The sequence below is a fragment of the Pseudoduganella aquatica genome, from assembly GCF_020865585.1.
In the GTDB taxonomy this organism is placed as follows: domain Bacteria; phylum Pseudomonadota; class Gammaproteobacteria; order Burkholderiales; family Burkholderiaceae_D; genus Rugamonas; species Rugamonas aquatica_A.
This window is the reverse complement of sequence record NZ_CP086370.1, coordinates 289,457-312,456: the sequence shown is the minus strand read 5'-3', so window position 1 is coordinate 312,456 and position 23,000 is coordinate 289,457. Positions and strand designations below refer to the sequence as shown.

The 23,000-nt window shown below is 66.7% G+C and carries 25 protein-coding genes; 12 read left to right on the top strand and 13 right to left on the bottom strand.

Annotation, left to right across the window (positions count from 1 at the left end; all coding sequences use genetic code 11):
* Positions 1-63: 63 nt before the first annotated feature.
* The 7 genes from ccoS to KT882_RS01295 all read right to left on the bottom strand — a co-directional run bounded on the left by ccoS (position 64) and on the right by KT882_RS01295 (position 9,439).
* Entirely contained in the window at positions 64-219 is a 156-nt protein-coding gene (gene ccoS, locus KT882_RS01325) for a cbb3-type cytochrome oxidase assembly protein CcoS (RefSeq protein WP_161070308.1), read from the bottom strand.
* A 3-nt stretch (positions 220-222) separates the two neighbouring features.
* A complete protein-coding gene (locus KT882_RS01320) occupies positions 223-2,724 on the bottom strand; it encodes a heavy metal translocating P-type ATPase (protein WP_228894168.1) in 2,502 nt (833 codons plus the stop codon).
* A complete protein-coding gene (locus KT882_RS01315; protein WP_228894167.1) occupies positions 2,721-3,503 on the bottom strand; it encodes a sulfite exporter TauE/SafE family protein in 783 nt (260 codons plus the stop codon). Before KT882_RS01315 ends, KT882_RS01320 begins: the two co-directional genes overlap by 4 nt.
* A gap of 18 nt (positions 3,504-3,521) precedes the next feature.
* Positions 3,522-4,958, bottom strand: a complete 1,437-nt coding sequence (gene hemN / locus KT882_RS01310) for an oxygen-independent coproporphyrinogen III oxidase (protein ID WP_228894166.1) — start codon at positions 4,956-4,958, stop codon at positions 3,522-3,524.
* A gap of 14 nt (positions 4,959-4,972) precedes the next feature.
* Positions 4,973-6,637, bottom strand: coding sequence for a methyl-accepting chemotaxis protein (locus tag KT882_RS01305; RefSeq protein ID WP_161070312.1), 1,665 nt, complete (start codon positions 6,635-6,637; stop codon positions 4,973-4,975).
* A gap of 114 nt (positions 6,638-6,751) precedes the next feature.
* Positions 6,752-7,234, bottom strand: coding sequence for a MarR family winged helix-turn-helix transcriptional regulator (locus tag KT882_RS01300; protein ID WP_161070313.1), 483 nt, complete (start codon positions 7,232-7,234; stop codon positions 6,752-6,754).
* A 45-nt stretch (positions 7,235-7,279) separates the two neighbouring features.
* The gene (locus KT882_RS01295; RefSeq protein ID WP_228894165.1) at positions 7,280-9,439 is read right to left on the bottom strand and encodes an EAL domain-containing protein; all 2,160 of its coding nucleotides are present in this window, start codon (positions 9,437-9,439) and stop codon (positions 7,280-7,282) included.
* 102 nt (positions 9,440-9,541) lie between these two features.
* On the opposite strand from KT882_RS01295, the gene KT882_RS01290 reads away from it, so the two are divergent.
* Positions 9,542-9,883, top strand: a complete 342-nt coding sequence (locus tag KT882_RS01290; RefSeq protein ID WP_161070315.1) for a TfoX/Sxy family protein — start codon at positions 9,542-9,544, stop codon at positions 9,881-9,883.
* Between the two features lie 17 nt (positions 9,884-9,900).
* Here the strand turns inward: KT882_RS01290 and yiaA are convergent, their stop codons facing one another.
* Positions 9,901-10,329, bottom strand: a complete 429-nt coding sequence (yiaA, locus tag KT882_RS01285) for an inner membrane protein YiaA (RefSeq protein WP_161070316.1) — start codon at positions 10,327-10,329, stop codon at positions 9,901-9,903.
* Positions 10,330-10,377: 48 nt separating this feature from the next.
* Positions 10,378-11,325, bottom strand: a complete 948-nt coding sequence (locus KT882_RS01280) for a DUF808 domain-containing protein (protein ID WP_228894164.1) — start codon at positions 11,323-11,325, stop codon at positions 10,378-10,380.
* A 173-nt stretch (positions 11,326-11,498) separates the two neighbouring features.
* Here KT882_RS01280 and KT882_RS01275 point away from each other — a divergent pair, with 173 nt between their 5' ends.
* Together KT882_RS01275 and KT882_RS01270 are read left to right on the top strand one after the other, a co-directional pair.
* Complete coding sequence (locus KT882_RS01275; protein ID WP_161070318.1) at positions 11,499-12,161, top strand: LysE family transporter; 663 nt, start codon at positions 11,499-11,501, stop codon at positions 12,159-12,161.
* 90 nt (positions 12,162-12,251) lie between these two features.
* Positions 12,252-14,168, top strand: coding sequence for a DUF6600 domain-containing protein (locus KT882_RS01270; RefSeq protein ID WP_161070319.1), 1,917 nt, complete (start codon positions 12,252-12,254; stop codon positions 14,166-14,168).
* Positions 14,169-14,357: 189 nt separating this feature from the next.
* On the opposite strand, the gene KT882_RS01265 is transcribed toward KT882_RS01270, so the two are convergent.
* Complete coding sequence (locus tag KT882_RS01265) at positions 14,358-14,843, bottom strand: phage regulatory CII family protein (RefSeq protein ID WP_161070320.1); 486 nt, start codon at positions 14,841-14,843, stop codon at positions 14,358-14,360.
* Between the two features lie 83 nt (positions 14,844-14,926).
* On the opposite strand from KT882_RS01265, the gene KT882_RS01260 reads away from it, so the two are divergent.
* The 8 genes from KT882_RS01260 to KT882_RS01225 all read left to right on the top strand — a co-directional run bounded on the left by KT882_RS01260 (position 14,927) and on the right by KT882_RS01225 (position 20,823).
* Complete coding sequence (locus tag KT882_RS01260) at positions 14,927-15,820, top strand: hypothetical protein (RefSeq protein WP_161070321.1); 894 nt, start codon at positions 14,927-14,929, stop codon at positions 15,818-15,820.
* A 1-nt stretch (position 15,821) separates the two neighbouring features.
* Positions 15,822-16,604: a DUF2491 family protein gene (locus KT882_RS01255; RefSeq protein ID WP_161070322.1), complete on the top strand. Its 783-nt coding sequence runs from the start codon at positions 15,822-15,824 to the stop codon at positions 16,602-16,604.
* 50 nt (positions 16,605-16,654) lie between these two features.
* Positions 16,655-17,425 (top strand): hypothetical protein, encoded by a 771-nt coding sequence (locus KT882_RS01250; RefSeq protein WP_161070323.1) that lies wholly within the window; start codon positions 16,655-16,657, stop codon positions 17,423-17,425.
* Positions 17,426-17,496: 71 nt separating this feature from the next.
* A complete protein-coding gene (locus KT882_RS01245; protein ID WP_161070324.1) occupies positions 17,497-17,775 on the top strand; it encodes a DUF493 family protein in 279 nt (92 codons plus the stop codon).
* Positions 17,776-17,805: 30 nt separating this feature from the next.
* The gene (yfcF, locus tag KT882_RS01240; RefSeq protein WP_228894163.1) at positions 17,806-18,429 is read left to right on the top strand and encodes a glutathione transferase; all 624 of its coding nucleotides are present in this window, start codon (positions 17,806-17,808) and stop codon (positions 18,427-18,429) included.
* 42 nt (positions 18,430-18,471) lie between these two features.
* A complete protein-coding gene (gene lipB / locus KT882_RS01235; protein ID WP_161070326.1) occupies positions 18,472-19,155 on the top strand; it encodes a lipoyl(octanoyl) transferase LipB in 684 nt (227 codons plus the stop codon).
* A gap of 4 nt (positions 19,156-19,159) precedes the next feature.
* On the top strand, positions 19,160-20,155 hold the full coding sequence (gene lipA, locus KT882_RS01230) for a lipoyl synthase (protein WP_161070327.1): 996 nt from the start codon (positions 19,160-19,162) through the stop codon (positions 20,153-20,155).
* A 2-nt stretch (positions 20,156-20,157) separates the two neighbouring features.
* The gene (locus tag KT882_RS01225; RefSeq protein WP_161070328.1) at positions 20,158-20,823 is read left to right on the top strand and encodes a uracil-DNA glycosylase; all 666 of its coding nucleotides are present in this window, start codon (positions 20,158-20,160) and stop codon (positions 20,821-20,823) included.
* A gap of 12 nt (positions 20,824-20,835) precedes the next feature.
* Here the strand turns inward: KT882_RS01225 and KT882_RS01220 are convergent, their stop codons facing one another.
* From KT882_RS01220 to KT882_RS01210, 3 genes are all read right to left on the bottom strand, one after another.
* Positions 20,836-21,108 (bottom strand): type II toxin-antitoxin system RelE/ParE family toxin, encoded by a 273-nt coding sequence (locus KT882_RS01220; protein ID WP_260048236.1) that lies wholly within the window; start codon positions 21,106-21,108, stop codon positions 20,836-20,838.
* Between the two features lie 2 nt (positions 21,109-21,110).
* Positions 21,111-21,302 (bottom strand): antitoxin PaaA2 family protein, encoded by a 192-nt coding sequence (locus KT882_RS01215; RefSeq protein WP_161070330.1) that lies wholly within the window; start codon positions 21,300-21,302, stop codon positions 21,111-21,113.
* Between the two features lie 95 nt (positions 21,303-21,397).
* Entirely contained in the window at positions 21,398-22,444 is a 1,047-nt protein-coding gene (locus tag KT882_RS01210) for a 2-dehydropantoate 2-reductase (protein WP_228894162.1), read from the bottom strand.
* Between the two features lie 121 nt (positions 22,445-22,565).
* Here KT882_RS01210 and KT882_RS01205 point away from each other — a divergent pair, with 121 nt between their 5' ends.
* Positions 22,566-23,000, top strand: a complete 435-nt coding sequence (locus KT882_RS01205; protein ID WP_223149283.1) for a PaaI family thioesterase — start codon at positions 22,566-22,568, stop codon at positions 22,998-23,000.

The following is a 23,000-nucleotide window of genomic DNA, read 5'->3' as shown; positions in this document are numbered from 1 at the left end:
AGGTTACGTGGGTGGACTTCAAAAAACTTTGATGTGGATCAAAATTGGCCGAACCAGGAGGGGTCAGGAATCCTGCGCCGCGTCGTCGTCCTGCAGCACGCGCAGGCCGGGGCCGACCAGGTCGTCGAACTGGCCGCTGTCGGACGCTTTGAAAAACACCCACAGCGCGCCGAAGACCAGGGCCACGCTCAAGGGAACCAGCAGATACAAGGCTTCCATAGTCTATCCTTTTTCATTACGCAGCCGCAGCGCGTTGAGGACCACCACGGCGGAACTGAGGGCCATGCCCGCGCCGGACAGCCAGGGGTTCAGATAGCCCAGCGCGGCGGCCGGGATGGCCGTGAGGTTGTACAGCGTGGCCCAGGCCAGGTTCTGGCGCATCACGGCCATGGTGCGCGCGGCGGTGCGCGCGGTGTCGGCCACGGCGCCGAGCTGGCCGTTCATCAGCACCGTGTCTGCGTGGGCTTGCGCCAGCGCCGCGCCGCTGCCCATGGCGAAGGAGACGTCGGCCGCGCTCAGCACGGCGGCGTCGTTGATGCCGTCGCCCACCATCGCCACCACCGCCCCCTCCTGCTGCAGCTCCTGTACATAGGCCAGCTTTTGCTGCGGCAGGAATTCGCCGCTGGCCAAGGGGATGTCCAGGCTGCGCGCTACGCGCAGCGTCAGCGCTTCGCCGTCGCCGCTGAGCAGCACCAGCTGCTTGCCCTGCGCGCGGAAATAGTCGACGGTGGCTTGCGCGTCCGGTCGCAGCGCGTCGCAGAGCAGGAAGCGCGCAATCCACGCGCCGCCGCTGCCCAGGTACACGGGAGTGCCGTCGCCGTCGCTGTCGCCAGGGGGCGTGGCCAGCATGGCGGCGCCCGCAATGCCGGCCACAAAGGTTGCGTTGCCCAGCCGGTAGCGTATGCCTTGCACCGTGCCTTCCAGGCCCTGGCCCGGCAACTCCTGCACGTCTGTGGCGTTCCAGCGCGCCATGACGGCCGCTTCGCCCGCCGCCGCCAGCAGCGCACGGCCGATCGGGTGCACGCTGTTCGCTTCCAGCGCGGCGGCCACTTGCAGCGCGGCGCTGGCGGCGGTGCCGCCGAGCGCATCGATGCGCTGCACCGTGGGCCTGCCTTGCGTGAGCGTGCCGGTCTTGTCGAACACGATATGGGTGGCGCGGTGCAGCGTTTCCAGCACGTGGGGGCGCACGATCAGCACGCCCTTGCCCAGCAGGCGGCCGGTGGCGGCGGCCAGCGCGGACGGCGTGGCCAGCGACAGCGCGCAAGGGCAGGACACCACCAGCACCGCGATCGCCACGGGCCAGGCGCGAGCCGCGTCATGCCAGCTCCACCAGGCGAAGGCCGTCAGCGCGAACAGCAGCAGGCCAGCCACGAAGCGCGAGGCCGCGCGGTCCGCCCACTGCGCGAGCTGCGGCTTTTCAGCGCCCGCGCCTTCGATCAGCTTGAGCAGGCCCGAGAGCGTGCTGTCGCTGGCGGGTTTGTCCACGCGCGCCACCACCACGGCGCTGGCGTTGATGGCGCCGCCCGGCACGCTGGCGCCCGGCGCCCGGTGCTGCGGCGCGCTCTCGCCGGTCAGCAGCGACAGGTCGACCGAGGTCTGGCCTTCGACGATCTCGCAGTCGGCGGCAAAGGCTTCGCCGGGTTTGACCAGGATGAAATGGCCGGCGCGCAGCGCCGAGGCGGCCACGGTGCTGCCGCCGCGTCCGAGCGGCCAGTCCGGCAGGCGCGTGGCGGAAGCGGGCAGGCCGTGCTGCATGCGTTCCAGCGCGGCGGATGCCTTGCGCCGCGCAGCCAGTTCCAGGTAGCGGCTGCACAGCAGCAGGAAGATGAACATGGTCACGGAGTCGTAGTACACGTCGCCGTGTCCGCGCCAGGTGGCGATGCAGCTGGCGCCAAAGGCGGCGGCGATGCCCAGCGCCACCGGCAGGTCCATGCCGAGGGCGCGGGCGCGCAGGCTGTTCCACGCGCCACGGAAGAAGGGCAGCGCCGAGTAGCAAACGGCGGGCAGCGTGAGCAGCAGGCTGGCCCACTGCATCAGCGCGGCCATGCTGTCGTCCAGCGTGCCGTCTTCGGCCAGGTAGGCGGGGGCGACGTACATCATCACCTGCATCATGGACAGGCCGGCCACGAACAGCTGGCGGCCCAGCGTGCGGCCGGCCTGCTGCAATTGCTTGCTGTGGCGGGCCGCGTCGTAGGGCCAGGCCTGGTAGCCGATGGCGTGCAGCGCGCCGAGTATGTCGGCGGGCTGGCAGCGGTCCTTGTGCCATCGCACTTGCAGGCGCTCGGTGGCCACGTTCATGCTGGCGTGCTGCACGCCGGGCAGCTGCATCAGGCGGCGTTCGATCAGCCACACGCAGGCTGCGCAGCGTATGCCTTCCACCAGCAGGGTTGCTTCGGAGTCGGCCGGGTTGCCGTCGCGCGCGGCGAAGCGGGGATCGGCGTTGTCGTACAGAGCCAGTTCGGGCGGCGCAAGGCTGGCTTGCGCGGCGGTAGCTGCGTAGCCGCTGCGTTCGCGGTAGTAGGACGACTGGCCGGCGTCGGAGATGGCCTGGGCGACGGCGGCGCAGCCGGGGCAGCACATATCATGCTCAACCCCGTCTATCAGCGCCGGCCAGCGTTCGCCGCCACCCAGCGGCAGGCCGCAGTGGTAGCAGTGGGCGGGCTGGGGAGAAGTCCACGCGGCCGTTGTTGCGGTATGCGCTGCGGCATGCACAGGATGGGTCATGGCCGGGCTCCGACGCACAGGGCGTCCATCCAGCCGTGGGCCGCGATGGCATCCGGCATGCCGAGCGCCTGCAGCAGCGGCGATGCGGCGCCGCTGGCGCGCAGCAGGCCCAGTAGGCCGAAGGCGAGTACCAGCAGGCCGCAGGCGGTGCGAACCGCTGGCCGCTGCAGTCCTTGCCGCACTTGCGCGCCCAGCAGGCCAAGCGCCGTCAGCATGGGCAGGGTGCCGAGGCCGAAGGCCAGCATCACGGCGGCGCCCTGCACGGCCGAGCCGCTCAGGGCGGCGGTCAGCAGCATGCTGTAGACCATGGCGCAGGGCACCCAGCCCCACAGGCCGCCCAGGCAGAGGGCTTTCAGCGGCGTGTCCATCGGCATCAGGGGGCGCAGCAGCGGCTGTATGCGCCGCCACAATGCGCCGCCCGCGCTTTCCACGCGCGCCAGGCCGCGCCAGGCGTTCATCAGGTAAAGGCCGAGGGCGACCAGCATCAGGTTGGCCAGCCCGAAGGCGGCGTTCTGCCAGTGCGCGATTTGCGCCAGGCTGGCCGCGCCCCCGGCCAGTCCGCCCGCAACGGCGCCGGCCAGCATATAGCTGCCTATGCGCCCGGCGTTGTAGGCAGCCATGCGCAGCGCCGTGCCGTGCACGGCGGGCGCGATGGGAATCACGCGCCGGCCTGACGGCATGGCGGTCAGCGCGCTGACTATGCCGCCGCACATGCCGGCGCAATGCACGCTGCCGGCCAGGCCGACCAGGAATACCGGCAGCAGGTTCAAGCCGTTCATGGCAGTGTCATTTCCGCTTCAGATGGTCTTCGAGTAGCGCAGCGGCTGGACATTGGCGGCGCCCTGGTCCTGCGCGCGCGGCATGCCGAGGTAGCGGTCGAACACCATGCAGATATTGCGCACCACCAGGCGGCCTTTCAGCGTCACCGACAGCCATTCGCTGTCGATGGAGACCAGCCCCTCCTGCTCCAGCGCGCGCAGCTGTTCCAGCTCGGCGGCGAAGTAGTCCGCGAAGCGCAGCGGGTAGGCCAGTTCGATGGAGGCGATCGACAATTCAAAATTGCACATCAGCTTTTGAATCACCAGGCGCCTGAGCAGGTCGTCCGTATTGAGCTTGATGCCGCGCGCCACGGGCAAGCTGCCCTGGTCCAGTTTTTCGTAGTAGGCGTCCAGCGTTTTTTCGTTCTGGCTGTAGGTGCTGCCCACCGAGCCGATGGCCGATACGCCCACCGCCACCAGGTCCGCTTCCGCGTGCGTGGAATAGCCCTGGAAGTTGCGGTGCAAACGGCCCTGGCGCTGGGCCACGGCCAGGTCGTCGTCCGGCTTGGCGAAATGGTCCATGCCGATATACACGTAGCCGGCCGCGGTCAGTTCGCGGATGCACAGGGCCAGCATGTCCAGCTTGACGTTGGCCGGCGGCAGGTCGGCATCAAGGATGCGGCGCTGCGGCTTGAACAGGTGCGGCAGGTGCGCGTAGTTGTACAGCGCAATGCGGTCCGGGCCGGCCGCGATCACCTTGGCCATGGTCTGGCGCATGGTGTCCAGGGTCTGCTTCGGCAGGCCGTAGATCAGGTCTATGCTGATGGAGCGGAAGCCCGCGTCGCGCGCGGCCTGCATCACGGCCAGCGTTTCCGCTTCCGGCTGGATGCGGTTGACGGCCTTCTGCACGTCGGGGTCGAAGTCCTGCACGCCCAGGCTGACCCGGTTGAAGCCTTGCGCGCGCAGCGAGTGCACGCGATCGCGCGACACGGTGCGCGGATCGATCTCGATCGAATATTCGCCCTCCTCGTCCGGCGCGAACGCGAAGTTCTCGCGCAGGTGGGCCATCAGCTCCTCCATCTGGCGGTCGCTCAGATAGGTCGGCGTACCGCCGCCGAAGTGCAACTGGGCGAGCTGGTTCATGCCGGAGAACAGCTTGCCCTGCATGCCGATTTCCTGCTTCAGATAGCTCAGGTAGGTGGCCGCCTTGCTGCGGTCCTTGGTGACGATCTTGTTGCAGCCGCAGTAGTAGCAGACCGTGTCGCAGAACGGAATGTGCACGTACAGCGACAGCGGGCCGCGCCCGCCGCCGCGCATCTTCTGTCCCGCCACGGCTTCCAGGTAGCTGCCGTAGCCGAAGTCCGGGTTGAAGCGGTCGGCTGTCGGGTAGGAGGTGTAGCGCGGCCCGGAGGTGCTCAGCCGGGTGATGGTGGCGGCGTCGAACTGCAGCGGCATGGCGGCGGTGGTGAGTGGCATGGCTTCCACCTCGCTTATGCGGCCAGGCGCTTGGCGCCGCTGCCCTTGTTGCTGTTCCGCTCGCGGATCGGGCTGACCTTGCTGCGTTGTTCAGGCAGCGCGCGCTTGCCGAACTTGAACAGGCTCACCGCCTGTTTCAGGCCGCCCGCTTCCACCGCCAGGCTGTTGGCCGCCGCCGCCGCTTCCTCCACCAGCGCCGCGTTCTGCTGCGTCACCTGGTCCATATGGGCGATGGCCTGGTTCACCTGGTCCACGCCTATGCTTTGTTCGCGCGAGGCCACCGAGATCTCGTGCATGATGGCCGTCACCTGCTTGACCGAGCTGACCACCTGCTCCATGGTGGCGCCGGCGCGGTGCACCTGCGTCATGCCGGCGCTGACCTTGCCCACCGAAACGTCGATCAGCTGCTTGATGTCCTTGGCCGCCACCGACGAGCGCTGCGCCAGGTTGCGCACCTCGCCCGCCACCACGGCGAAGCCGCGTCCCTGCTCGCCGGCGCGGGCCGCTTCCACCGCCGCGTTCAGCGCCAGGATGTTGGTCTGGAAGGCGATGCCCTCGATCAGGCCGATAATGTCCACGATCTTGCGCGAGGAGGCGTTGATGTCGTCCATGGTGGCGATCACGTCGGCCACGATTTCGCCGCCCTCTTCCGCCACGTTGGAGGCGGCCAGCGCCAGCTCATTGGCCTGCACCGAGTTGTCGGCGTTCTGTTTCACGGTCGAGGCGAATTCCTCGATGCTGGAGGCGGTTTGCTCCAGGCTGGCGGCCTGCGCTTCGGTGCGGCCGGACAGGTCGGCGTTGCCGGCGGCGATCTGGCGCGTGGCCACGGCCATGGTCTCCACATTGACGCGAACGTCGCGGATGGTGGCGATCAGGTTGCTGTTCATTTGCTGCAGCGCGCGCAGCAGCTGGCCCACTTCGTCGGTGGCGTGGGTTTCAAAGGTGCTCGACAGGTCGCCCGCCGCAATCGAGCGCGCGCCTTGCAGCGCCTGCTTCAGCGGCTGTATCACGCTGGTGCGCAGGGTGTACCACAGGAAGACATTGACCAGCAGGCCGATGAAGGTGGCGCCGAAGATGCTGTAGCGCGTCAGCGCCGAGGCGCCCTCGCCGAACAGGCTGGCCAGGCAGACGAACAGCAGCAGCGTGTTGACGCCGCTGGTGGCGGCCCAGATGCGGGTGGCCAGCGAGGAATGGCTCAGGCGCGCCAGCCAGTGCGCCACGCCGGTGCGGATCAGCTGGCCGTTCTTGATCGTCAGGCCCGCCGTGGCGCCGCCCTCGCGGATCTGGCGGTAGGCCTGCTCCGCTTCCTGCACCTGGGCGCGGGTGGCGCGGGTGCGCACCGACATATAGCCCAGCGTCTGGCCGTCCTCGCGGATCGGCGTCACATTCGCCTTGACCCAGTAGTAGTCGCCGTTCTTGCAGCGGTTCTTCACCATGCCGGTCCACGGCATGCCTGCGCGGATCGAGCTCCACAGGTCGGCGAAGGCCTGCGGCGGCATGTCCGGATGGCGCACGATGTTCTGCGGCGCGCCGATCAGCTCCTGCTCGCTGAAACCGCTGATCTGGACGAAGTAGGGATTGACGTAGACGATATTGCCGCTCAGGTCGGTTTTCGAGACGATGGCCTGGTCGTCTGCAAGTTCGACTTCGCGGTTGGTGACGGGTAAATTGGTGCGCACGGTGCTCTCCTGCTGGCTGTTTTTCTTGCTGTATCGCAAGACATATAGCCAGTGTACGGAGAGCGGCGGACAAATTTATTGATGTAGATCAAAAATGGCCGGATTGCGCCGGGCTCACTTTCCCGGTAGGGACTTGAGCAGGCTGTCGCGCAGGGCCACCACGCTTTTTTGCATTTTTGGAAACTCCTGGGCCGACAGGCCGCAGGCCTGGAACAGGTTGTTGCCCTCGGCCGCCTTGCGCCGCAGCTGCCGCCCTTCCTCGGTCAGGTTGACGATGACCTGGCGCTCGTCGGCGGTGGCGCGCTGGCGCGTCAGATAGCCCATCGCCTCCAGTTTCTTCAGGATGGGGGTGAGCGTATTGGACTCCAGGAACAGCTTTTCGCCCAGGCCGCTGACGGTCTGGTTCTCTTGCTCGGACAGCGCAATCACGGTGATGTACTGGGTGTAGGTCAGCCCCAGTACGTCCAGGATGGGCTTGTAGGCCTTGCCGAACGCCAGGTTGGCCGAATACACGGCGAAGCACAGGTAGTCGGCCAGCGGCAGGTCGGCGACGGCAAGGTCGTCTGGGGCGGCGGCGGGGGCAGGGACGGTATCCATGGGCTTTCCTTATCGGTGGAAAACCCATTATACATCGCATCCGATTCAATTGGCGCCGGCCGGCAGCGGACGCAGCGTGCCCACCGCGTGGCCCTGGGCGTAATCCACGCCCAGGCGGCGCACCAGCGCCAGGGTTTCCTCGTCCTCCACGTATTCGGCCACGGTCAGCATGCCCATCACGTGACCGACCTCGTTGATCGCTTTCACCAGCGCGTAGTTGATGGTGTTCTGCTTGATGTCGCGGATAAACATGCCGTCGATTTTCAGGTAGTCCACCGGCAGCGCCTTCAGGTAGGCGAAGGAGGACAGGCCGCTGCCGAAGTCATCCAGCGAAAAGCGGCAGCCCAGCGTCTTCAGGCGCGCCATGAAGGCCTGCGCCTGCGGCAGGTTGGCGATGACGGCCGTTTCCGTGATTTCGAAGCAGATGGCGGCAGGATCGATGCCGAATTCGGAAAACTGATCGAGGATGTAGTCGTGCAGGCCCTCGTCGTTGAGCGAGGAGCCGGACAGGTTGACCGAATAGAGCGCCTCGGCTCGGTGGCCGGCCACGCGCCTGCCGTGGATATAGCGGCAGACGGCGCGTATCACCCAGCGGTCGATCGCCACCATCAAGTCGTAGCGCTCGGCGGCCGGGATGAAGGCGCCGGGCGGGATCAGCTCGCCTTCGTCGTTCTGGATGCGTATCAGCACTTCGTCGTGCGCCGCCTCCCCGGCCTGGCGCCGCTGGTCCGGCTGGCCGCCGGGCGCCGCCGCCAGGGGCACGATGGGCAGCGCGTACAGGCGGAAGGCGTCGTGCTCGAAGGCGTCGTTCAGGCGCGACACCCACTGCATTTCGCCCTGCCGCTGGGCCAGCTTGAGGTCCGATTCCATGTACAGGTGCACGCGGTTGCGGCCGTGCTCCTTGGCCAGGTAGCAAGCCTGGTCGGCCGCCATCAGCAGCTCCGTCATCGATTTGCTGTCGTGCGTCACTTCCACCAGGCCGATGCTGGCGCCGATGTCGAAGCTGCGGCTGTCCCATACGAAGCGGAAGTTCTTGATCGACTGGCGCAGCTGGTCCGCCACCAGCATGGCCTGGTCGGGCGGACAGTGCGGCAGCAGCACGCCCAGCTCGTCGCCGCCCAGGCGGGCCAGCACGTCGCTGTCGCGCAGCTGGGCCTGCAGCATTTTGGCCAGCAGCTGCAGCAGCACGTCGCCGGCGCTGTGGCCGCAGGTGTCGTTGACGATCTTGAACTGGTCCAGGTCGATGTACAGCAGCGCGTGCGAGTGGCCGTCGTGCTTGGCCGTGTGCAGCGCGGCGGCGATCTGCTGTTCGAACTCGCGCCGGTTGATCAGGCCGGTGAGCGGGTCGTGGCTGGCGTACCAGGAAAGCTGCTGGGTCAGCTTGCGCTCGTGGCTCACGTCGCGGAACACCAGCACCGCGCCCAGCATCTCGCCGCTTTCGGACCAGATCGGCGAGGCCGAGTCCTCGATGGGAATCTGGCGCCCGTCGCGCGTGATCAGCTGGGCGCCGTTGCTCACGCCGATGGACTGGCGCAGGCGCAGGCAGCGCCTGGCCGCGTGCTCGTCCTTGCCGGCCGGCTCGCGCACCTGGCTGTGCGCCAGCGGCGCCGCGCCGGGCGCCAGCGGCTCGTAGGCCAGCTTCAGCGTCTGCTCGATGGGCTTGCCGACGGCCAGCTCGCGGCTCCAGCCGGTGAGCTGCTCGGCCACGCGGTTCATGAAGCGCGTATTGCCCTGCGCGTCGGTGGTGGCCACGCCGTCGCCGATCGAGGCCAGCGTCACCTCCGCCAGTTCGCGCTGCGCCGCCGCCTCCAGTTCCCGCAGCTTGGCCTGGGTGACGTCCCAGACGACGCCCAGGGTGCGCACGGCCCGGCCGCGCTCGTCGCACTGCGCGCAGGCCTTGGCGGCCAGCCAGTGCATGCTGCCGTTCGGCCATTGCACGCGGTATTCGAGTTCATAGGGGGTGCAGCGGTCGGCGGCATCCTGCATGCGGTGGAACAGCTCGTCGCGGTCGGCGGGATGGACGAACTGCAGAAAAGCGGAGAATGGCTGCTCAAGCTTGATTTCAGGCAGACCCAGCAGAGTGGCGCCGTCGGCCGACCAGTACACCGTGCTGCCGGCCACGCTGCCATCGGCCAGCACCGAGTCCCAGACGGCCATATGCGCCGCCGACATGGCCAGGCCCAAACGTGTGTCTAAATCCGACATGATGGCCTCCTCGTCAGGTTACGAGGATGAGACTGCGAAACTGGTAAAAAGTTCCGGGAGCCGCTAGCATGGGCGCACGAGTATCGGGATGGAGAAGACGGCATGGCGTCGCAGCAAAGCACGGTGGATTTTCTGGTGGACCAGATGGCGGGCGCGGGCACGCTGGCGGCGCGCAAGATGTTCGGCGAGTACGCCATTTATTGCGACGGCAAGATGTTCGCCCTGGTGTGCGACGACCAGCTGTTCATCAAGCCGGTGGAGGCCAGCCGCGCCTGGATAGGCACGCCGCAGGAGGCCCAGCCCTACCCGCAGGCCAAGCCCTGGTTTCTGATTTCGGGGGATTACTGGGACGAGCGCGAATGGCTCACCGAACTGGCGCGGCGCACGGCGGCGGCCTTGCCGCTGCCGGCGCCGAAAAAGAAAAAGGCTGCCAAGGCAGCCTAGTTCCTGGCCCTGGCCCATCAGGCGTCGCCGGATTGCGGCGCGGCGCTGCCGCTGCCCGCGCTGTCGCGCACGTTTTTCTGCACCGCCACCGCCGCGAACAGGCTCAGCACGAAGGACATGGCGTAGAAGCCCTTCTCGCTGGAGGCCAGCGTGGCGTTCCACAGGCCCACCGACAACAGCAGCAGCACCAGCAGCAGCGAGATCCAGCACAGGCCGAAATACAGATTGGTCACCTGCACGCCCTCGAGCCGGTCGCGCACCGACTTTTGCAGCGACACGGCGGCGAACAGGCCGTAGGCCAGCAGCGTGAAGTAATAGCCCTTCTCGTTGAGCTGCATGGTGGCGTTCCACAGCCCGGCCAGATAGGTGATCACGCCCACCAGCAGGGCGGCCCACGAAGCGCCGACGAAGGCGGCGGTTGGACGTTGCGGTGCAATCTTGTTCATGTAGCCTCCTGGTGTATGACTTGGGTATGCCGTATCTAATCAGAAATTTCAGTGCGAGCGCTTGAACAAACGCAAGAAACGGCCCGCCATCGTCACGCCCGCCAGCACGATGGCGCCGGCCACCACGCCGGCCACCGCGTCCAGCAGCGACGGCGTGACCGCCTTGAGCAGCGCGCCGGCGCCCGGCGTGGCGCCCATGAACTCGGCCGCATGGTGGATCACGTCGTGCGCGCCGGGGATGCCGTGCGTCAGGATGCCGCCGCCCACCATGAACATGGCCAGCGTGCCGGCCACCGACAGGAACTTCATCAGCTTGGGCGCGGCCGACAGCAGGAAGCGGCCCAGGCCCACCGTGAAGGCGCCCGCGCCGGGGCGCTGCGCCAGGTACAGGCCGGCGTCGTCCATCTTGACGATGGCCGCCACGATGCCGTACACGCCCACCGTCATCGCCACCGCGATGCCGGCCAGCACCGTCACCTGCTGCGCGAACGGCGCGTCGGCCACCGTGCCCAGCGCAATCACGATGATCTCGGCCGACAGGATGAAGTCGGTGCGCACGGCGCCCTTGATCTTGTCCTTTTCCAGCGCCACCATGTCCACCGCCGGATTGGCCAGGGCGGCCGCCAGTTCTGCGTGGTGGTGCTCGTCCTCGTGGCCGCCGTGCAGCAGCGGGTGGGCGATTTTCTCGAAGCCCTCGAAGCACAGATAGGCGCCGCCCACCATCAGCAGCGGCGTGATGCCCCAGGGCGCGAACGCGCTGATGGCCAGTGCGGCAGGCACCAGGATGGCCTTGTTCCGCATCGAACCGAGCGCCACCGCCCACACCACCGGCAGTTCGCGGTCGGCGTTCACGCCCGCCACTTGCTGGGCGTTCAGCGCCAGGTCGTCGCCCAGTACGCCGGCGGTTTTCTTGGCCGCCACTTTGCTCATGGCGGCCACGTCATCGAGGATGGTGGTGATATCGTCGATCAGGGCCAGCAGACTGGTGCCGGCCATCTCAGCAGCCCTCCGGAGCGGCAGGGGCGAGGAATGCGGGAGCGGGAGTGTTCATGGCGCGGTAGTGTGAGTGGATGCAGCGCCAATCTTACCTCATAAGCAACTGTCCGTAAGCAAGTGTTCGCGCAGGCGCGCTACAATGGCCGCTCGCAAAATCAGCTCGGGAACTCAGCATGGCCTTCAGCACCTGGATCACCTTCGTTATCGCCGCCTCCATCATTGCCGTGTCGCCCGGTTCCGGCGCCGTGCTGTCCATGTCGCACGGCCTGTCCTACGGCGTGCGCAAGGCCAGCGGCACCATCCTCGGCCTGCAGGCGGGCTTGCTGCTGGTGCTGGCCATTGCCGGCGCGGGCGTGGGCTCGCTGCTGCTGGCGTCCGAACTGGCCTTCAATGTGGTGAAGACCGTGGGCGCGCTGTACCTGATCTGGCTCGGCTTCAGCCAGTGGCGCGCCAAGGTGCAGGCCGCGCCGGGCGGGGCGGACGCGGCGGCGGACGGCGCGCAGGCCAAGGCCGTGCTGCCTTCGCTGCAAAAGCGCGTGTTGACCGGCTTCCTGACCAATGCCACCAATCCCAAGGGCATCATTTTCATGGTGGCCGTGCTGCCGCAGTTTATCGCCCAGGATCACCCGCTCGTGCCGCAACTGCTGATTTTGGCCGCCACCATGTGCACCATCGACCTGGTGGTCATGCACAGCTACGCCTTCCTGGCCTCGTCCATGCAGCGCTTCTTCCGCGACGCCAAGTCCGTCAAGCGCCAGAACCGCGTTTTCGGCGGCCTGCTGATGGCGGTCGGCGCGGCGCTGTTCTTCGTCAAGCGCGGCGGCGCCCACGCCTGATGTGGAACGGATGTGAAAACATTTGTAACGGCCGTCGTCTGAACCGCAATTGCGGCGTTAAATAGACTCATTACATCCTGGAGTGCCGCCATGGGCCGCAAATTCGTACACCTGATCCTGTTGACCGCGCTGGTCGCCGTCAGTTCGCTGGCGCTGGCCGGCGACGATCCGCCTGCCCGCGTGGGCCGCATTTCCAGCGCCGAGGGCCAGGTTACGGTCGAGGCCGACGGCGAGCAGGCCAGCGGCAACCTGCTGAACTGGCCCGTGGCGGGCGGCAGCCGCGTGACGGCCGCGCCGGGTTCGCGGCTGGAGTTCCGCATCGGCTCGGCGGCCATCCGCCTGGACGGCGACTCCAGCCTGGAAGTGGAGGCGCTGGACGATGACAGCCTGCGCCTGCGCCTGAACTACGGCAGCGTCAGCGTGCGCCTGCGCAGCGGCGAACTGCTGGGCGACTTTGAACTGAACACGCCGCAAGCGCGCATCACCATGCTGGAGCCGGGCCTGGTGCGCGTGGACAGCGAGCGCCAGCCGGACACCAGCGTGATCTCGGTGCTGGCCGGCGCGGCCAGCGTGGACGGCGGCGGCGCCGCCCTCACGCTGCGCGCGGGAAAACGCGCCGTGGTGCAGGGCGAGCAGGTCAGCACCGGCCAGGCGCAGCGCGACCGCTTTGACGACTGGGTGCTGGCGCGCGACAAGCGCGACGAGAACTCGCAGTCGCTGCGCTATGTGACGGCGGACGTCACCGGCTACGAGGAACTGGACCAGTACGGCAGCTGGCGCGAGAGCGAGGACTACGGCCCGCTGTGGTCGCCCCGCTCGGTGCCGGTGGGCTGGGCGCCCTACCGCGACGGCCGCTGGACCTGGCTGGACCCGTGGGGCTGGACCTGGGTGGACGACGCGCCCTGGGGCTACGCGCCCTCGCACTACGGCCGCTGGGTGATGCTGGACGCGCGCTGGTACTGGGCGCCGGGCCGCATCACCTCGCGTCCTGTCTGGGCGCCGGCGCTGGTGGGCTGGGTGGGCGGCAGCAACTGGAGCGTCGCCTTTGCCGACCGCCGCAACGGCCCCGGCGTGGGCTGGTATCCGCTCACGCCGCGCGACCGCTTTGTGCCGAACTACCGCGTGTCGGCCGAGCATGAGCGCCGCCTGGGCTGGAGCCACCAGAACAGCGTGCACTGGAAGCCGCAGCGCGAAGTGCGCCGCGAAGGCGTGACCGTCTTGCCGCGCGAGCAGTTCGATGCGCGCCGCACCGTGAATGTGGGCAAGGCGCCGCGTATTTCGCTGGCGCCGAACGACGCGCGCAATGTGCCGCTGTCGACCGCGCCGATGCCGGCCAACCGCGTGTGGCCGGGCGCGGTGACGCCGGGCCGCGTGATCGAAACCCGCCGCGACCGCGATCATGAACGCGACAACGCCGCTGAGCGCCAGCCGCGCATGAGCATCAACCCCGGCCAGAACCGCGCGCCGGCGCAGCAGCAGGCCATGCCGTTCGCCCAGCCGCCGGCCGCCGCGCCGCAGGCGGCCGACCGGAATGGCGACGAGGACCGCCGCCGGGCGCGCGAGGAGAATGACCGCCGCGAAGCCGGCCAGCGCTGGAACCGCCAGTCGATCCAGGCGCAGCAGCAGGCCCAGCCGCAGCCGCAGCAGCAAGCCCAGCCGCAGCCACCGGCGCAGCATCCATTTGCGCAGCCGGCGCAAGCTGCGCCGTCGCCGGCGGCCCAGTTCCGCCAGCGCGACGACGGGGCCGAGCAGCGCATGCGCGAACAGCGGGAGCAACGCGATCAGCAGCGGGCGCAGCGCGAACAGCGCGATATGCAAGCCGCCCGGCCTGCGCCGGTGGCCCAGCCTCCGCAGCCACAGCCGCAGCAAGCCCAGCCGGCTCCCCGTCCGCAGCCGCCGCCGCAAATGCAGGCGCCGCAGCCGAGGCCGCAGCAGCAGCGCGACGACGATAACAACAATGGCCGCCGCAGGGGCGGTGACAAGGATGAGCACAGGCAGCGCGAATAATGTCGGGAACACACTGCGTTTCAGGCCGGGATTTTGCACTTCCAGGCCGCGAATTATGCAGTTCATCACATTTTGATGGCGACTAGGGGCCACTTTTCATACAGTGGCCTCGTCACAAGTTCCCGACTATTTTTTTTTCCGCTGTATAAAAAAATAGTTTTTCGAGCCGGCTACCCGCCGGCTCTTTTTTTATTTACCGTCCGCCAGATGCCGTATGCGCGCCCGCCATTCACCCAGCGCCGACAGCGCGTCGTGAAATTCGCGCTCTATCAAATCCGCCTCGCTTGGTGTAATCTTGCCATCTAGTAAAGATTGTGAAACGGCCTCCGCCACATCGCCCACCTGGCTCATCACCCTGCACACGGTTTGCGACAGGTCGTCCTTGGCCACTTGCTCCGGCACCGGCACCACGAAAGCGGCCATGCCATGCCGTGTCAGCAGGGCGTGCAGGGGCAGCAGGGCGTCCTTCACGCCGGCTTTCTGGCACAGTTCTATGATGGCCGACACCTCCTCGAAGGAGGGGTAATGCGATGCAATCGACGGGGACAATTTGTTACGCAGCACGTTCACGGAAATCCCCATGCTTTGCGACAAAGCGTCGATTCCACCCGGATAGCTGCGCGCCACGGTGTACAGCGCGTCGTGCTGGTTCATGTCTGAGTACTTGCGGGTCATGGTGAAGCGTGTCCTTTTTTACCGATGCATTTAAATGCCACGGTCATTATGCTGTTATTCATTCAACTAGAGAGGTTGGGGAAATGAAGAAGTCTCTCCGCACTGCAATAGCGCTGGCCTTGTCGATGGCCCTGGCCATGAACGGCGCCTATGCCGACACGCGCCCGGCCAAGAGTTCCGGCTCGTTCAAGAGCGGATTTTCGTCGCAAAAGAGCAGCACTGCAAGAAATAACACCGCCCCAAGTAACAAATCGGGCGGCGCGGACAGCGCGGCCAGCCGGGGCGGCAACACCTCGTTCGGCTCCTTCGGTTCGTCGCGCCGCGCGCCGGACAGCGCCGCCGGCACGCGCAACCAGTCCGCCATGTCGCAGGACTTGTCGAAGCGCCAGGCCGAGGAAAACGCGCTGCGCGCCATGGACAGCCGCCGCGCCGCCCGCGAAGCCCAGCAGCGCACTTTGCCGCCGCTGGACCCGGTGGTGCCGCGCCAGCCGCAAGGGCCGCAATACGGCCAGCAGGCGCCGCAGTATGACAACCGTGGCTACGACCAGCGCGGCTACGACAACCGGGGCTATGACCAGCGCGGTTACGACCGCAATGGCCGCCTGGCCACCGCCGGCGCCGCAGCGGCGGGCGCGGTGCTGGGCTCGATCCTGACCGCGCCGGCCCACGCCAACCGCGCCCCGGTCCAGGCACCCGCGCCGTCCAACGTGCCGGCAGATATCGGCGCCCTCGGCCCGGTGGACCCGGCCAGCGGGGACGGTTCGGCGGCGGGCACGGCGGCGGCTACCGCCACGGGCAACACCGCCGGCATGGACGCCGCCGAGGCAGCGCAAGCCCGGCAGGCAAAGAAGGAATCGGGCGGCCTGGGCTGGTTGGGCTGGGCGCTGCTGATCGGCCTGGGCTACGTCGGCTGGCGCCTGCTGCGCGGCAGGCTGATGAAGCCGAAAGCCGGCCGCAACTACACTTTGGGAGATTGAGATGGGCTGGAAAGATGCAATCGATTACGTTCGCGGCGCCGCCACCAGGCACGGCCTGGCCGAAGCGCCGGCCGACCAGCAGTTGCCGCTGGGCGCGCGCATCGGCAGCGTGGTGAACCTGCAGCAGTCGCCGCTGCTGCGCGCCAGCACCGCCGGTTCGCTGATACGCATGCCGAACGGCAGCGACACCCGCATCCTGGCCATCTCGCGCATCAAGCTGAACCTGTCCGGCAAGCTGTACCGCTACTACCTGGACAAGGGCGACGACGCGGACGACGAGAAGTTCCTGCAAGTGTATGTAAACGAGCAGGGCCAGGTGGCCGAGATCCTGTACTGCACCCAGCTGGCCCGCGTGATCCCGGAAACGGTGGAGGACCAGGAAGCCTACACCGGCGAAGCGGGCTACGGCCTGGGCGACGCCAGCTACACCCTGTGGCGCGGGCAGCTGGGCGATTGTGGCCTGGACCCGCGCGACCTGGAACTGGCCTTCGGCAGCGAGGAAGGCCTGGTCTACCAGCGCGACGCCGGCAGCCCGGACGCGGAATTCGTGGCGCCGTTCAACGGCACCGAAACCCGCATCGACGACGCCGGCGGCATGGGCGGCTTGCAGCAGCAGATGTATTTGATGCCCTATGTCCGCGAGCTGAACGGCGCGGGCCGGGAGTTTTTGCTGATTACGACGGAAATACTCGCCAGCGTGAACGGCGATGCAGGGAAACGCGGTATCCATGTCGACTTTGTCATCGGCATACCGGTTGAGCAGGAACGTGTCGTCATCCAGTAAGGACGGCGGCGCGCACACGGCAGTTCCATCTTAACGAAAGGAAGGACAACATGAGCAACTCGAATGGCTGGGGTTTAACCGCGCGTCTGATTACCAAACACTTCGGCGCCCTGGGCGACCGCGTCTCCGAAGCGATTGCCAATTTCGATCCCGAAACGGCAACCGAGGCCGACCGCGACCGCCTGGCCGACACCTTGCGCGCCACGGCCCAGAAGCTGGCCGCCGCCCGTTCCTCCTTTGAAAAGGAGCATGCGGACGTGGTCAAGCTGCAAGAGCTGATCGCCAACGACGAAAAAGCCGCCGAAACCCTGGGCGAACGCCTGGCCTCGGGCCGCATCTCGGAAGCGACCATCAACCTGTTCTGCGACGAGCTGGAGTCGAACAAGGCGCGCCTGCCGCTGGAAATCCAGGAGCAGGCCGACGCCGAGGAGTATATGAACGAGCTGCAGAAGATCGTCGACGCGCTGTCGCAGCAGCTGGCCGACTTCGACGCCGCCGCCAAGAAGGCGTTGCAAGCGCTGGCGCAAGCCAACGCCCAGCGCGACCTGCAGCAGGTGCGCAGCGAGCGCCAGGAGCAGCTCAACGGCCTGAAAGGCTTGCAGGGCAATTCCAGCGCCCTGAACGCGCTGACCCGCCGCGCCCAGGCCGTGAGCAATGAAGCGGCCGGCATGAAGATCGTGGCCGACATCGGCCAGCGCCCGCACGACCAGGCCGCCGAGCTGGACGCGATCCGCAAGTCCGTCAGCAACCCGGGCGCCGCCGGCGGCGAGTCCGCGCTGGCCCGCCTGCAGCGCCTGTCCGGTAAAACCGCCACGGCATAATCAGGCCATGCATGCCGCCGGTATTGTGACCGCGTTACAATACCGGCTGGCATTCATTTTCTGGAATTATCATGGCAACAGCGATCCCACCGGGCGAGTCCCTCATCGAATACCCGAGCGATTTCCCCATCAAAGTGATGGGGCCGACCCATATCGACTTCGCGGCGACCATCGTGGAAGTCGTCATCAAGCACGACCCGACCTTCCACAAAGGCAAAATGGAAGAGCGGCCGTCGGCCAAGGGCAACTACACCGGCCTGACCGTCACCGTGCGCGCCACCAGCCGCCCGCAGCTGGACGCGCTGTACACCGAACTGTCGGCTCACCCGATGGTAAAAATCGTTATGTAACCAGATGGCGCTGCCGCGCCGGAGCGCACCATGAGCCTCACCCTCTACGTCGACAGCCAGTTCACCAGCCCTTATGCCCTGTCCGTGTTCGTCACGCTGAAGGAAAAAGGCCTGCCCTTCGAACTGAAAACCGTGGACCTGGACGCCGGGGCCAACCTGGAGCCGCCCTTCCGCGACCTGGCGCTGACCGCGCGCGTGCCGGCGCTGGTGCATAACGGCTTCGTGCTCACCGAGTCCAGCGCCATCAGCGAATACCTGGACGAAGTGTTTCCTGCGCCCGAATACCACGCCGTGCTGCCGCGCAATGCGCAGCGCCGCGCGCTGGCGCGCCAGGTCCAGGCCTGGCTGCGCAGCGATCTGATGCCTATCCGTCAAGAACGCAGCACCATCACCGTGTTCTACGAGCCGGCCACGCAGCCGCTGTCGCCCGCAGCGCGCGCGGCGGCGGACAAGCTGGTACGCGCCGCAAGCAAGCTGGTGGACGGCCCCAGCCTGTTCACCCGCTGGTGCGTGGCGGACACCGACCTGGCCGTCATGCTGATGCGCCTGATCAAAAGCGGCGACGAGGTGCCGCAGAAGCTGAAAGACTACGCCGAGGCCCAGTGGCAGCGCGCGCCGGTGCAGGAGTGGCTGGCGCTGGTGCCGAAAAAATAGGCACGGCAAGAAAGTATTTCAGCACTGACTTATAATGGCGGCATGTCTATCGCCCCGGCACTGATACGCCACCTCGGACAAGCCGAGTACGAACCCACCTTCGCCGCCATGCGCGCCTTCACGGACGCGCGCACGCCCGAAACCCCAGACGAGCTGTGGATCGTCGAGCACCCGCCCGTGTTCACGCTGGGCCTGGGGGCGGACCGCGGCCACCTGCTGGCCGGTGCTGCCGCCATCCCGGTGGTGCAGACCGACCGCGGCGGCGAGGTCACTTACCACGGCCCCGGCCAGGTGGTGATTTACCTGATGATGGACCTGCGCCGCAACAAGCCGGGCGGCAAGCTGTATGCGCGCCAGTTTGTGTACAAAATCGAGCAAGCCATCATCAATGTGCTGCAGGCGTATAATCTCGGCGGTGAACGCGTCGAGGGCGCGCCCGGCATTTATATTGCCGCCGGCCCGAAAAAGGGCGCCAAAATCGCCGCGCTCGGCCTGAAAGTGCGCGGCAACGGCTGCACCTACCATGGGGTGTCGCTGAATGTGGGTATGGACCTGGCCCCGTTCACCTGGATTAACCCTTGCGGCTATTCTGGACTGGAAACCATCGACATGCGCTCCATGGGAGTGGAAGCGCCGCTTGCCGACGTGCAGCTGGCGCTGGCCAACGAACTGGTGCGGCTGCTGGAAGCAGCTGTTCCCGCCGAAGAAACTACTGTATCAATTTAAGCCTATGACCACCGAGACCCCTTCCAGCACCGCCCCCGCCGCCCCAGCTTACAACGCAAGCGAAAAGCAAAAAGGCGCCAGCAAGACCTCGCGCATTCCGATCAAGATCACGCCCATCGAGCAGATCGAGCGCCTGAAAAAGCCGGAGTGGATCCGCGTCAAGGCCGCCTCCGCATCGACCCGCTTCTACGAGATCAAGGACATCCTGCGCGAGAACAAGCTGGTGACCGTGTGTGAAGAGGCGAGCTGCCCGAACATCGGCGAATGCTTCGGCAAGGGCACGGCCACCTTCATGATCATGGGTGACAAATGCACCCGCCGCTGCCCGTTCTGCGACGTCGGCCACGGCCGTCCGGATCCGCTGGACGTGGACGAGCCGCAAAACCTGGCCAACACCATCGCCAAGCTGCGCCTGAGCTATGTGGTCATCACCTCGGTGGACCGCGACGACCTGCGCGACGGCGGCGCCCAGCACTTTGTCGAGTGCATCACCAAGACCAAGGAACTGTCGCCCAAGACCCAGATCGAAGTGCTGGTGCCGGACTTCCGCGGCCGCCTGCAGAAGGCGCTGGACATCTTCGCCAACGGCCTGCCGGACGTGATGAACCACAACCTGGAAACCGTGCCGCGCCTGTACAAGGAAGCGCGTCCGGGTTCGGACTATATGCATTCGCTGAAGCTGCTCAAGGACTTCAAGGCCATGTATCCCGGCGTGAAGACCAAGTCCGGCATCATGGTGGGCCTGGGCGAGACCGACGAGGAAATCCTGCAGGTGATGCGCGACATGCGCGAGCACGACATCGACATGCTGACCATCGGCCAGTACCTGGCGCCGTCCAACAGCCACCTGCCGGTGCGCCGCTACGTGCACCCGGACGTGTTCAAGATGTTCGAGGAAGAAGCGTACAAGATGGGCTTCAAGCACGCGGCCGTGGGCGCCATGGTGCGTTCCTCCTACCATGCGGACGAACAGGCGCATAACGTACTGGAAGCCGTGTAAGCATGGCCGCGCTGCGCCTCGCGCCCTCGTGGGAGGCGCAGCTGCAAGACCAGTTCGGGCAGCCCTACTGGGCGGCCCTGAACGCTTTCGTCAAGGATGAATACGCGGCCGGGCCATGCTGCCCGGACGACGCCAGCATCTTCCGCGCCTTTGAGCTGACACCCTTCGACGACGTCAAGGTGGTGATACTCGGGCAGGATCCTTACCACACGCCCGGCGCGGCGCAGGGCTTCTGCTTCTCCATCCCGGAAGGCAACCGCCCGCAGCCGAGCCTGCAGAACATCTTCAAGGAGTTGGGAGAGGACCTGGGCGTGGCGCGCAGCCGCACCGACCTGTCGGACTGGGCGGAGCAAGGCGTGTTCCTGCTCAACAGCGTGCTGACGGTGCGCGCCCACGAAGCGGGTTCGCACGCGCGCAAGGGCTGGGAACAGTTCACCGACAGCGCCATCCGCCGCCTGTCGCAGGAGCGCGAGCACCTGGTGTTCATGCTGTGGGGCAGCTACGCGATCGCCAAGCAGGCCCTGATCGACGGCAGCAAGCACCACATCATCACCTCGCCCCACCCCTCGCCGCTGTCCGCCTACCGCGGCTTCTTCGGCAGCAAACCCTTCTCCCGCGCCAACAGCTACCTCGCAGCCCAGGGCCAAACGCCGATCAGCTGGGCTTGAGTGGACGCTGTGTCACGGCCTCTTCTTTGCGGCATGTTTTACGCGGAGAATTTCGATACAGCCTTTGTGGATGCGGTAGATGACGAGATAGTTCGGGTGGACGACCATTTCGCGGGTGCCCGCTTTGCGGCCGATTCTGTACAGCGTCGGCTGAGTGGTTAGCTGATCAGTTTTCTTCTCGATGAGTTCATCCAGCTTGAGCGCCGCTGCAGGGTTGTCTCTGGCGATGAAGTCCATAATGCGCTCGCGGTCCGCCAATGCCATTGGCCTCCAGAGCAGCCTCAAGGCTAGTCGCCTTTGATGCGTTTTTTCAAAACTTCGCGCTTGGCTGCAAAATACCGCTTTACCTCGTCGTTAGGAATACTTGGACGAGGATCATGGATGGCATCGTCCACTTCGGCGGCCAGCCATTCGTCGTAGCTGGCGTCGGAGTCGGGCGGTACGGCAGGTGCAGCGCTATTTTTGCTTCCTGCAGTCATCAGTTTCTCGTAGAGTCGGATTGGCGATTACTAGAGTATCGTTCCGGCCGGGATGATTGCAAACCACTTTTCGCAAACAATGGCCCCAAAAATAGCTAGGCCTTGGCGGCGGACAGGGCGCGGTACATCTCGATGGCGCTCAAGGTGGTTTGCTTGCCGTCCTCCGCTGCCGTGACCAGTTCCGTCATGCGGTGGTTCACCGGGGCGTCCATGCCCACGGATGCGGCCAGCGCCGTGATGGCGCCGTTCAGGTAGTGCACCTCGGTCTTGCGGCCCGCCTGCAAGTCCTCCCACATGGAGGAGCGCGCCTCCGGATCTATTTTCAGCATGGACGCGGCCACGCGCGTGAACAGCGCGTCCGGCAGGCGCAGGATCAGCGAGAAGGCGCGCGGCCCCACGCTGACCACCTTGGCCGGCTGGATGCCCGCCCTGGCCAGCACGGCGCGGCCCTCGTCCACCATCAGCGCCAGCGAGCGCCGGTAGCCGCGCTGGCGCAGCTGCTGCACCAGCGGCACGCCGGACAGGGCGTTGACGGAATTGTTCAGGTTAATCAGCAGCTTGCCCCACTGGACGGCGTCGAAGTCCGCGCATTCGCCCAGCGGCAAATGAGCCGCCCGGAACGCCGCCCGCCAGGGCGCCAGCGCGGGCGACGCTTCCACCATCAGCTCGCCGGCCGTGCCCCGGTGCAGGCGGCCGTCCGGCATCTGCACCACGTTGAAGGGCACCATGCCGGCCAGCACGGTCCAGCCGGGCAGCAGGCGGCGCAGCGTGGCGGCGTTGCCGACGCCGTTTTGCAGGCTGAGCACCAGCGCCGACGGATGGGCGTGGGCGCGGATGGCCTCGGCGGCGGCGGCCGTATCGGCGCTCTTGACCGTCACCAGTATCAGCGCCGGTTGGGATAGCGCGGCCAGCATGGCCGGGTCGTCCGCATAGGGCACGCGGGCGCCGTCCAGCAGCAGTTCGCGGCCCTGCAGGTCGGTCAGGTGCAAGCCGTGTTCGGCGATGCGCTGGCGCATGCGCGCCCGGCCCAGCAGGGTCACGCCGGCGCCCGCGCCCAGCAGCGCGCCGCCCACGTAGGCGCCGATCGAACCGGCGCCGAAGACGGCGATGGCGCCGGGATGGAGGGGAGCTCGAGTATCCATGGTTTGCAAAAAAACTACTGTTGTGGGCCAGGCTTCAATATGGACGCAATTGGCGGAGCCGACAGTAAAAATAGCGACAATCCAGCCACCTTTCTCTATCATTCGTCTATGACAAGGCAAAATGGAACAGGCTATGGACGCACCAAAATTTAACATTGAGCAGCTCGACGCCTTCGGCGCGGGCAAACTGCCCGGCTACATGGGCATCCACTTCACCGCCGTCGCCCCGGGCGAGGCCAGCGCCGAACTGACTGTGGCGCAGCACCACCTGGCGCCGAACGGCTATCTGCACGCCGGCACCGTGGTCACGCTGGCCGACACCGCCTGCGGCTATGGCTGCATCGCCAGCCTGCCGGAAGGCGCCCTGAATTTCACCACGCTGGAACTGAAGTCGAACCACCTCGGCACAGCGCGCGAGGGCGTCATCACCGTGACCGCCAAGGCCGCCCACATGGGCCGCACCACGCAGGTGTGGGACGCCACCGTGGTGCACAAAGACACGGGCAAGACCATCGCCCTGTTCCGCTGCACGCAAATGATCTTGTACCCGAAGTAA

Bases quoted from the DNA above. Each gene is read 5' to 3' on its own strand.
- ccoS (WP_161070308.1), bottom strand. From the start codon at position 219: ATGGAAGCCTTGTATCTGCTGGTTCCCTTGAGCGTGGCCCTGGTCTTC.
- KT882_RS01320 (WP_228894168.1), bottom strand. From the start codon at position 2,724: ATGACCCATCCTGTGCATGCCGCAGCGCATACCGCAACAACGGCCGCG.
- KT882_RS01315 (WP_228894167.1), bottom strand. From the start codon at position 3,503: ATGAACGGCTTGAACCTGCTGCCGGTATTCCTGGTCGGCCTGGCCGGC.
- hemN (WP_228894166.1), bottom strand. From the start codon at position 4,958: ATGCCACTCACCACCGCCGCCATGCCGCTGCAGTTCGACGCCGCCACC.
- KT882_RS01300 (WP_161070313.1), bottom strand. From the start codon at position 7,234: ATGGATACCGTCCCTGCCCCCGCCGCCGCCCCAGACGACCTTGCCGTC.
- KT882_RS01295 (WP_228894165.1), bottom strand. From the start codon at position 9,439: ATGTCGGATTTAGACACACGTTTGGGCCTGGCCATGTCGGCGGCGCAT.
- KT882_RS01290 (WP_161070315.1), top strand. From the start codon at position 9,542: ATGGCGTCGCAGCAAAGCACGGTGGATTTTCTGGTGGACCAGATGGCG.
- yiaA (WP_161070316.1), bottom strand. From the start codon at position 10,329: ATGAACAAGATTGCACCGCAACGTCCAACCGCCGCCTTCGTCGGCGCT.
- KT882_RS01280 (WP_228894164.1), bottom strand. From the start codon at position 11,325: ATGGCCGGCACCAGTCTGCTGGCCCTGATCGACGATATCACCACCATC.
- KT882_RS01275 (WP_161070318.1), top strand. From the start codon at position 11,499: ATGGCCTTCAGCACCTGGATCACCTTCGTTATCGCCGCCTCCATCATT.
- KT882_RS01270 (WP_161070319.1), top strand. From the start codon at position 12,252: ATGGGCCGCAAATTCGTACACCTGATCCTGTTGACCGCGCTGGTCGCC.
- KT882_RS01265 (WP_161070320.1), bottom strand. From the start codon at position 14,843: ATGACCCGCAAGTACTCAGACATGAACCAGCACGACGCGCTGTACACC.
- KT882_RS01260 (WP_161070321.1), top strand. From the start codon at position 14,927: ATGAAGAAGTCTCTCCGCACTGCAATAGCGCTGGCCTTGTCGATGGCC.
- KT882_RS01255 (WP_161070322.1), top strand. From the start codon at position 15,822: ATGGGCTGGAAAGATGCAATCGATTACGTTCGCGGCGCCGCCACCAGG.
- KT882_RS01250 (WP_161070323.1), top strand. From the start codon at position 16,655: ATGAGCAACTCGAATGGCTGGGGTTTAACCGCGCGTCTGATTACCAAA.
- KT882_RS01245 (WP_161070324.1), top strand. From the start codon at position 17,497: ATGGCAACAGCGATCCCACCGGGCGAGTCCCTCATCGAATACCCGAGC.
- yfcF (WP_228894163.1), top strand. From the start codon at position 17,806: ATGAGCCTCACCCTCTACGTCGACAGCCAGTTCACCAGCCCTTATGCC.
- lipB (WP_161070326.1), top strand. From the start codon at position 18,472: ATGTCTATCGCCCCGGCACTGATACGCCACCTCGGACAAGCCGAGTAC.
- lipA (WP_161070327.1), top strand. From the start codon at position 19,160: ATGACCACCGAGACCCCTTCCAGCACCGCCCCCGCCGCCCCAGCTTAC.
- KT882_RS01225 (WP_161070328.1), top strand. From the start codon at position 20,158: ATGGCCGCGCTGCGCCTCGCGCCCTCGTGGGAGGCGCAGCTGCAAGAC.
- KT882_RS01215 (WP_161070330.1), bottom strand. From the start codon at position 21,302: ATGACTGCAGGAAGCAAAAATAGCGCTGCACCTGCCGTACCGCCCGAC.
- KT882_RS01210 (WP_228894162.1), bottom strand. From the start codon at position 22,444: ATGGATACTCGAGCTCCCCTCCATCCCGGCGCCATCGCCGTCTTCGGC.
- KT882_RS01205 (WP_223149283.1), top strand. From the start codon at position 22,566: ATGGAACAGGCTATGGACGCACCAAAATTTAACATTGAGCAGCTCGAC.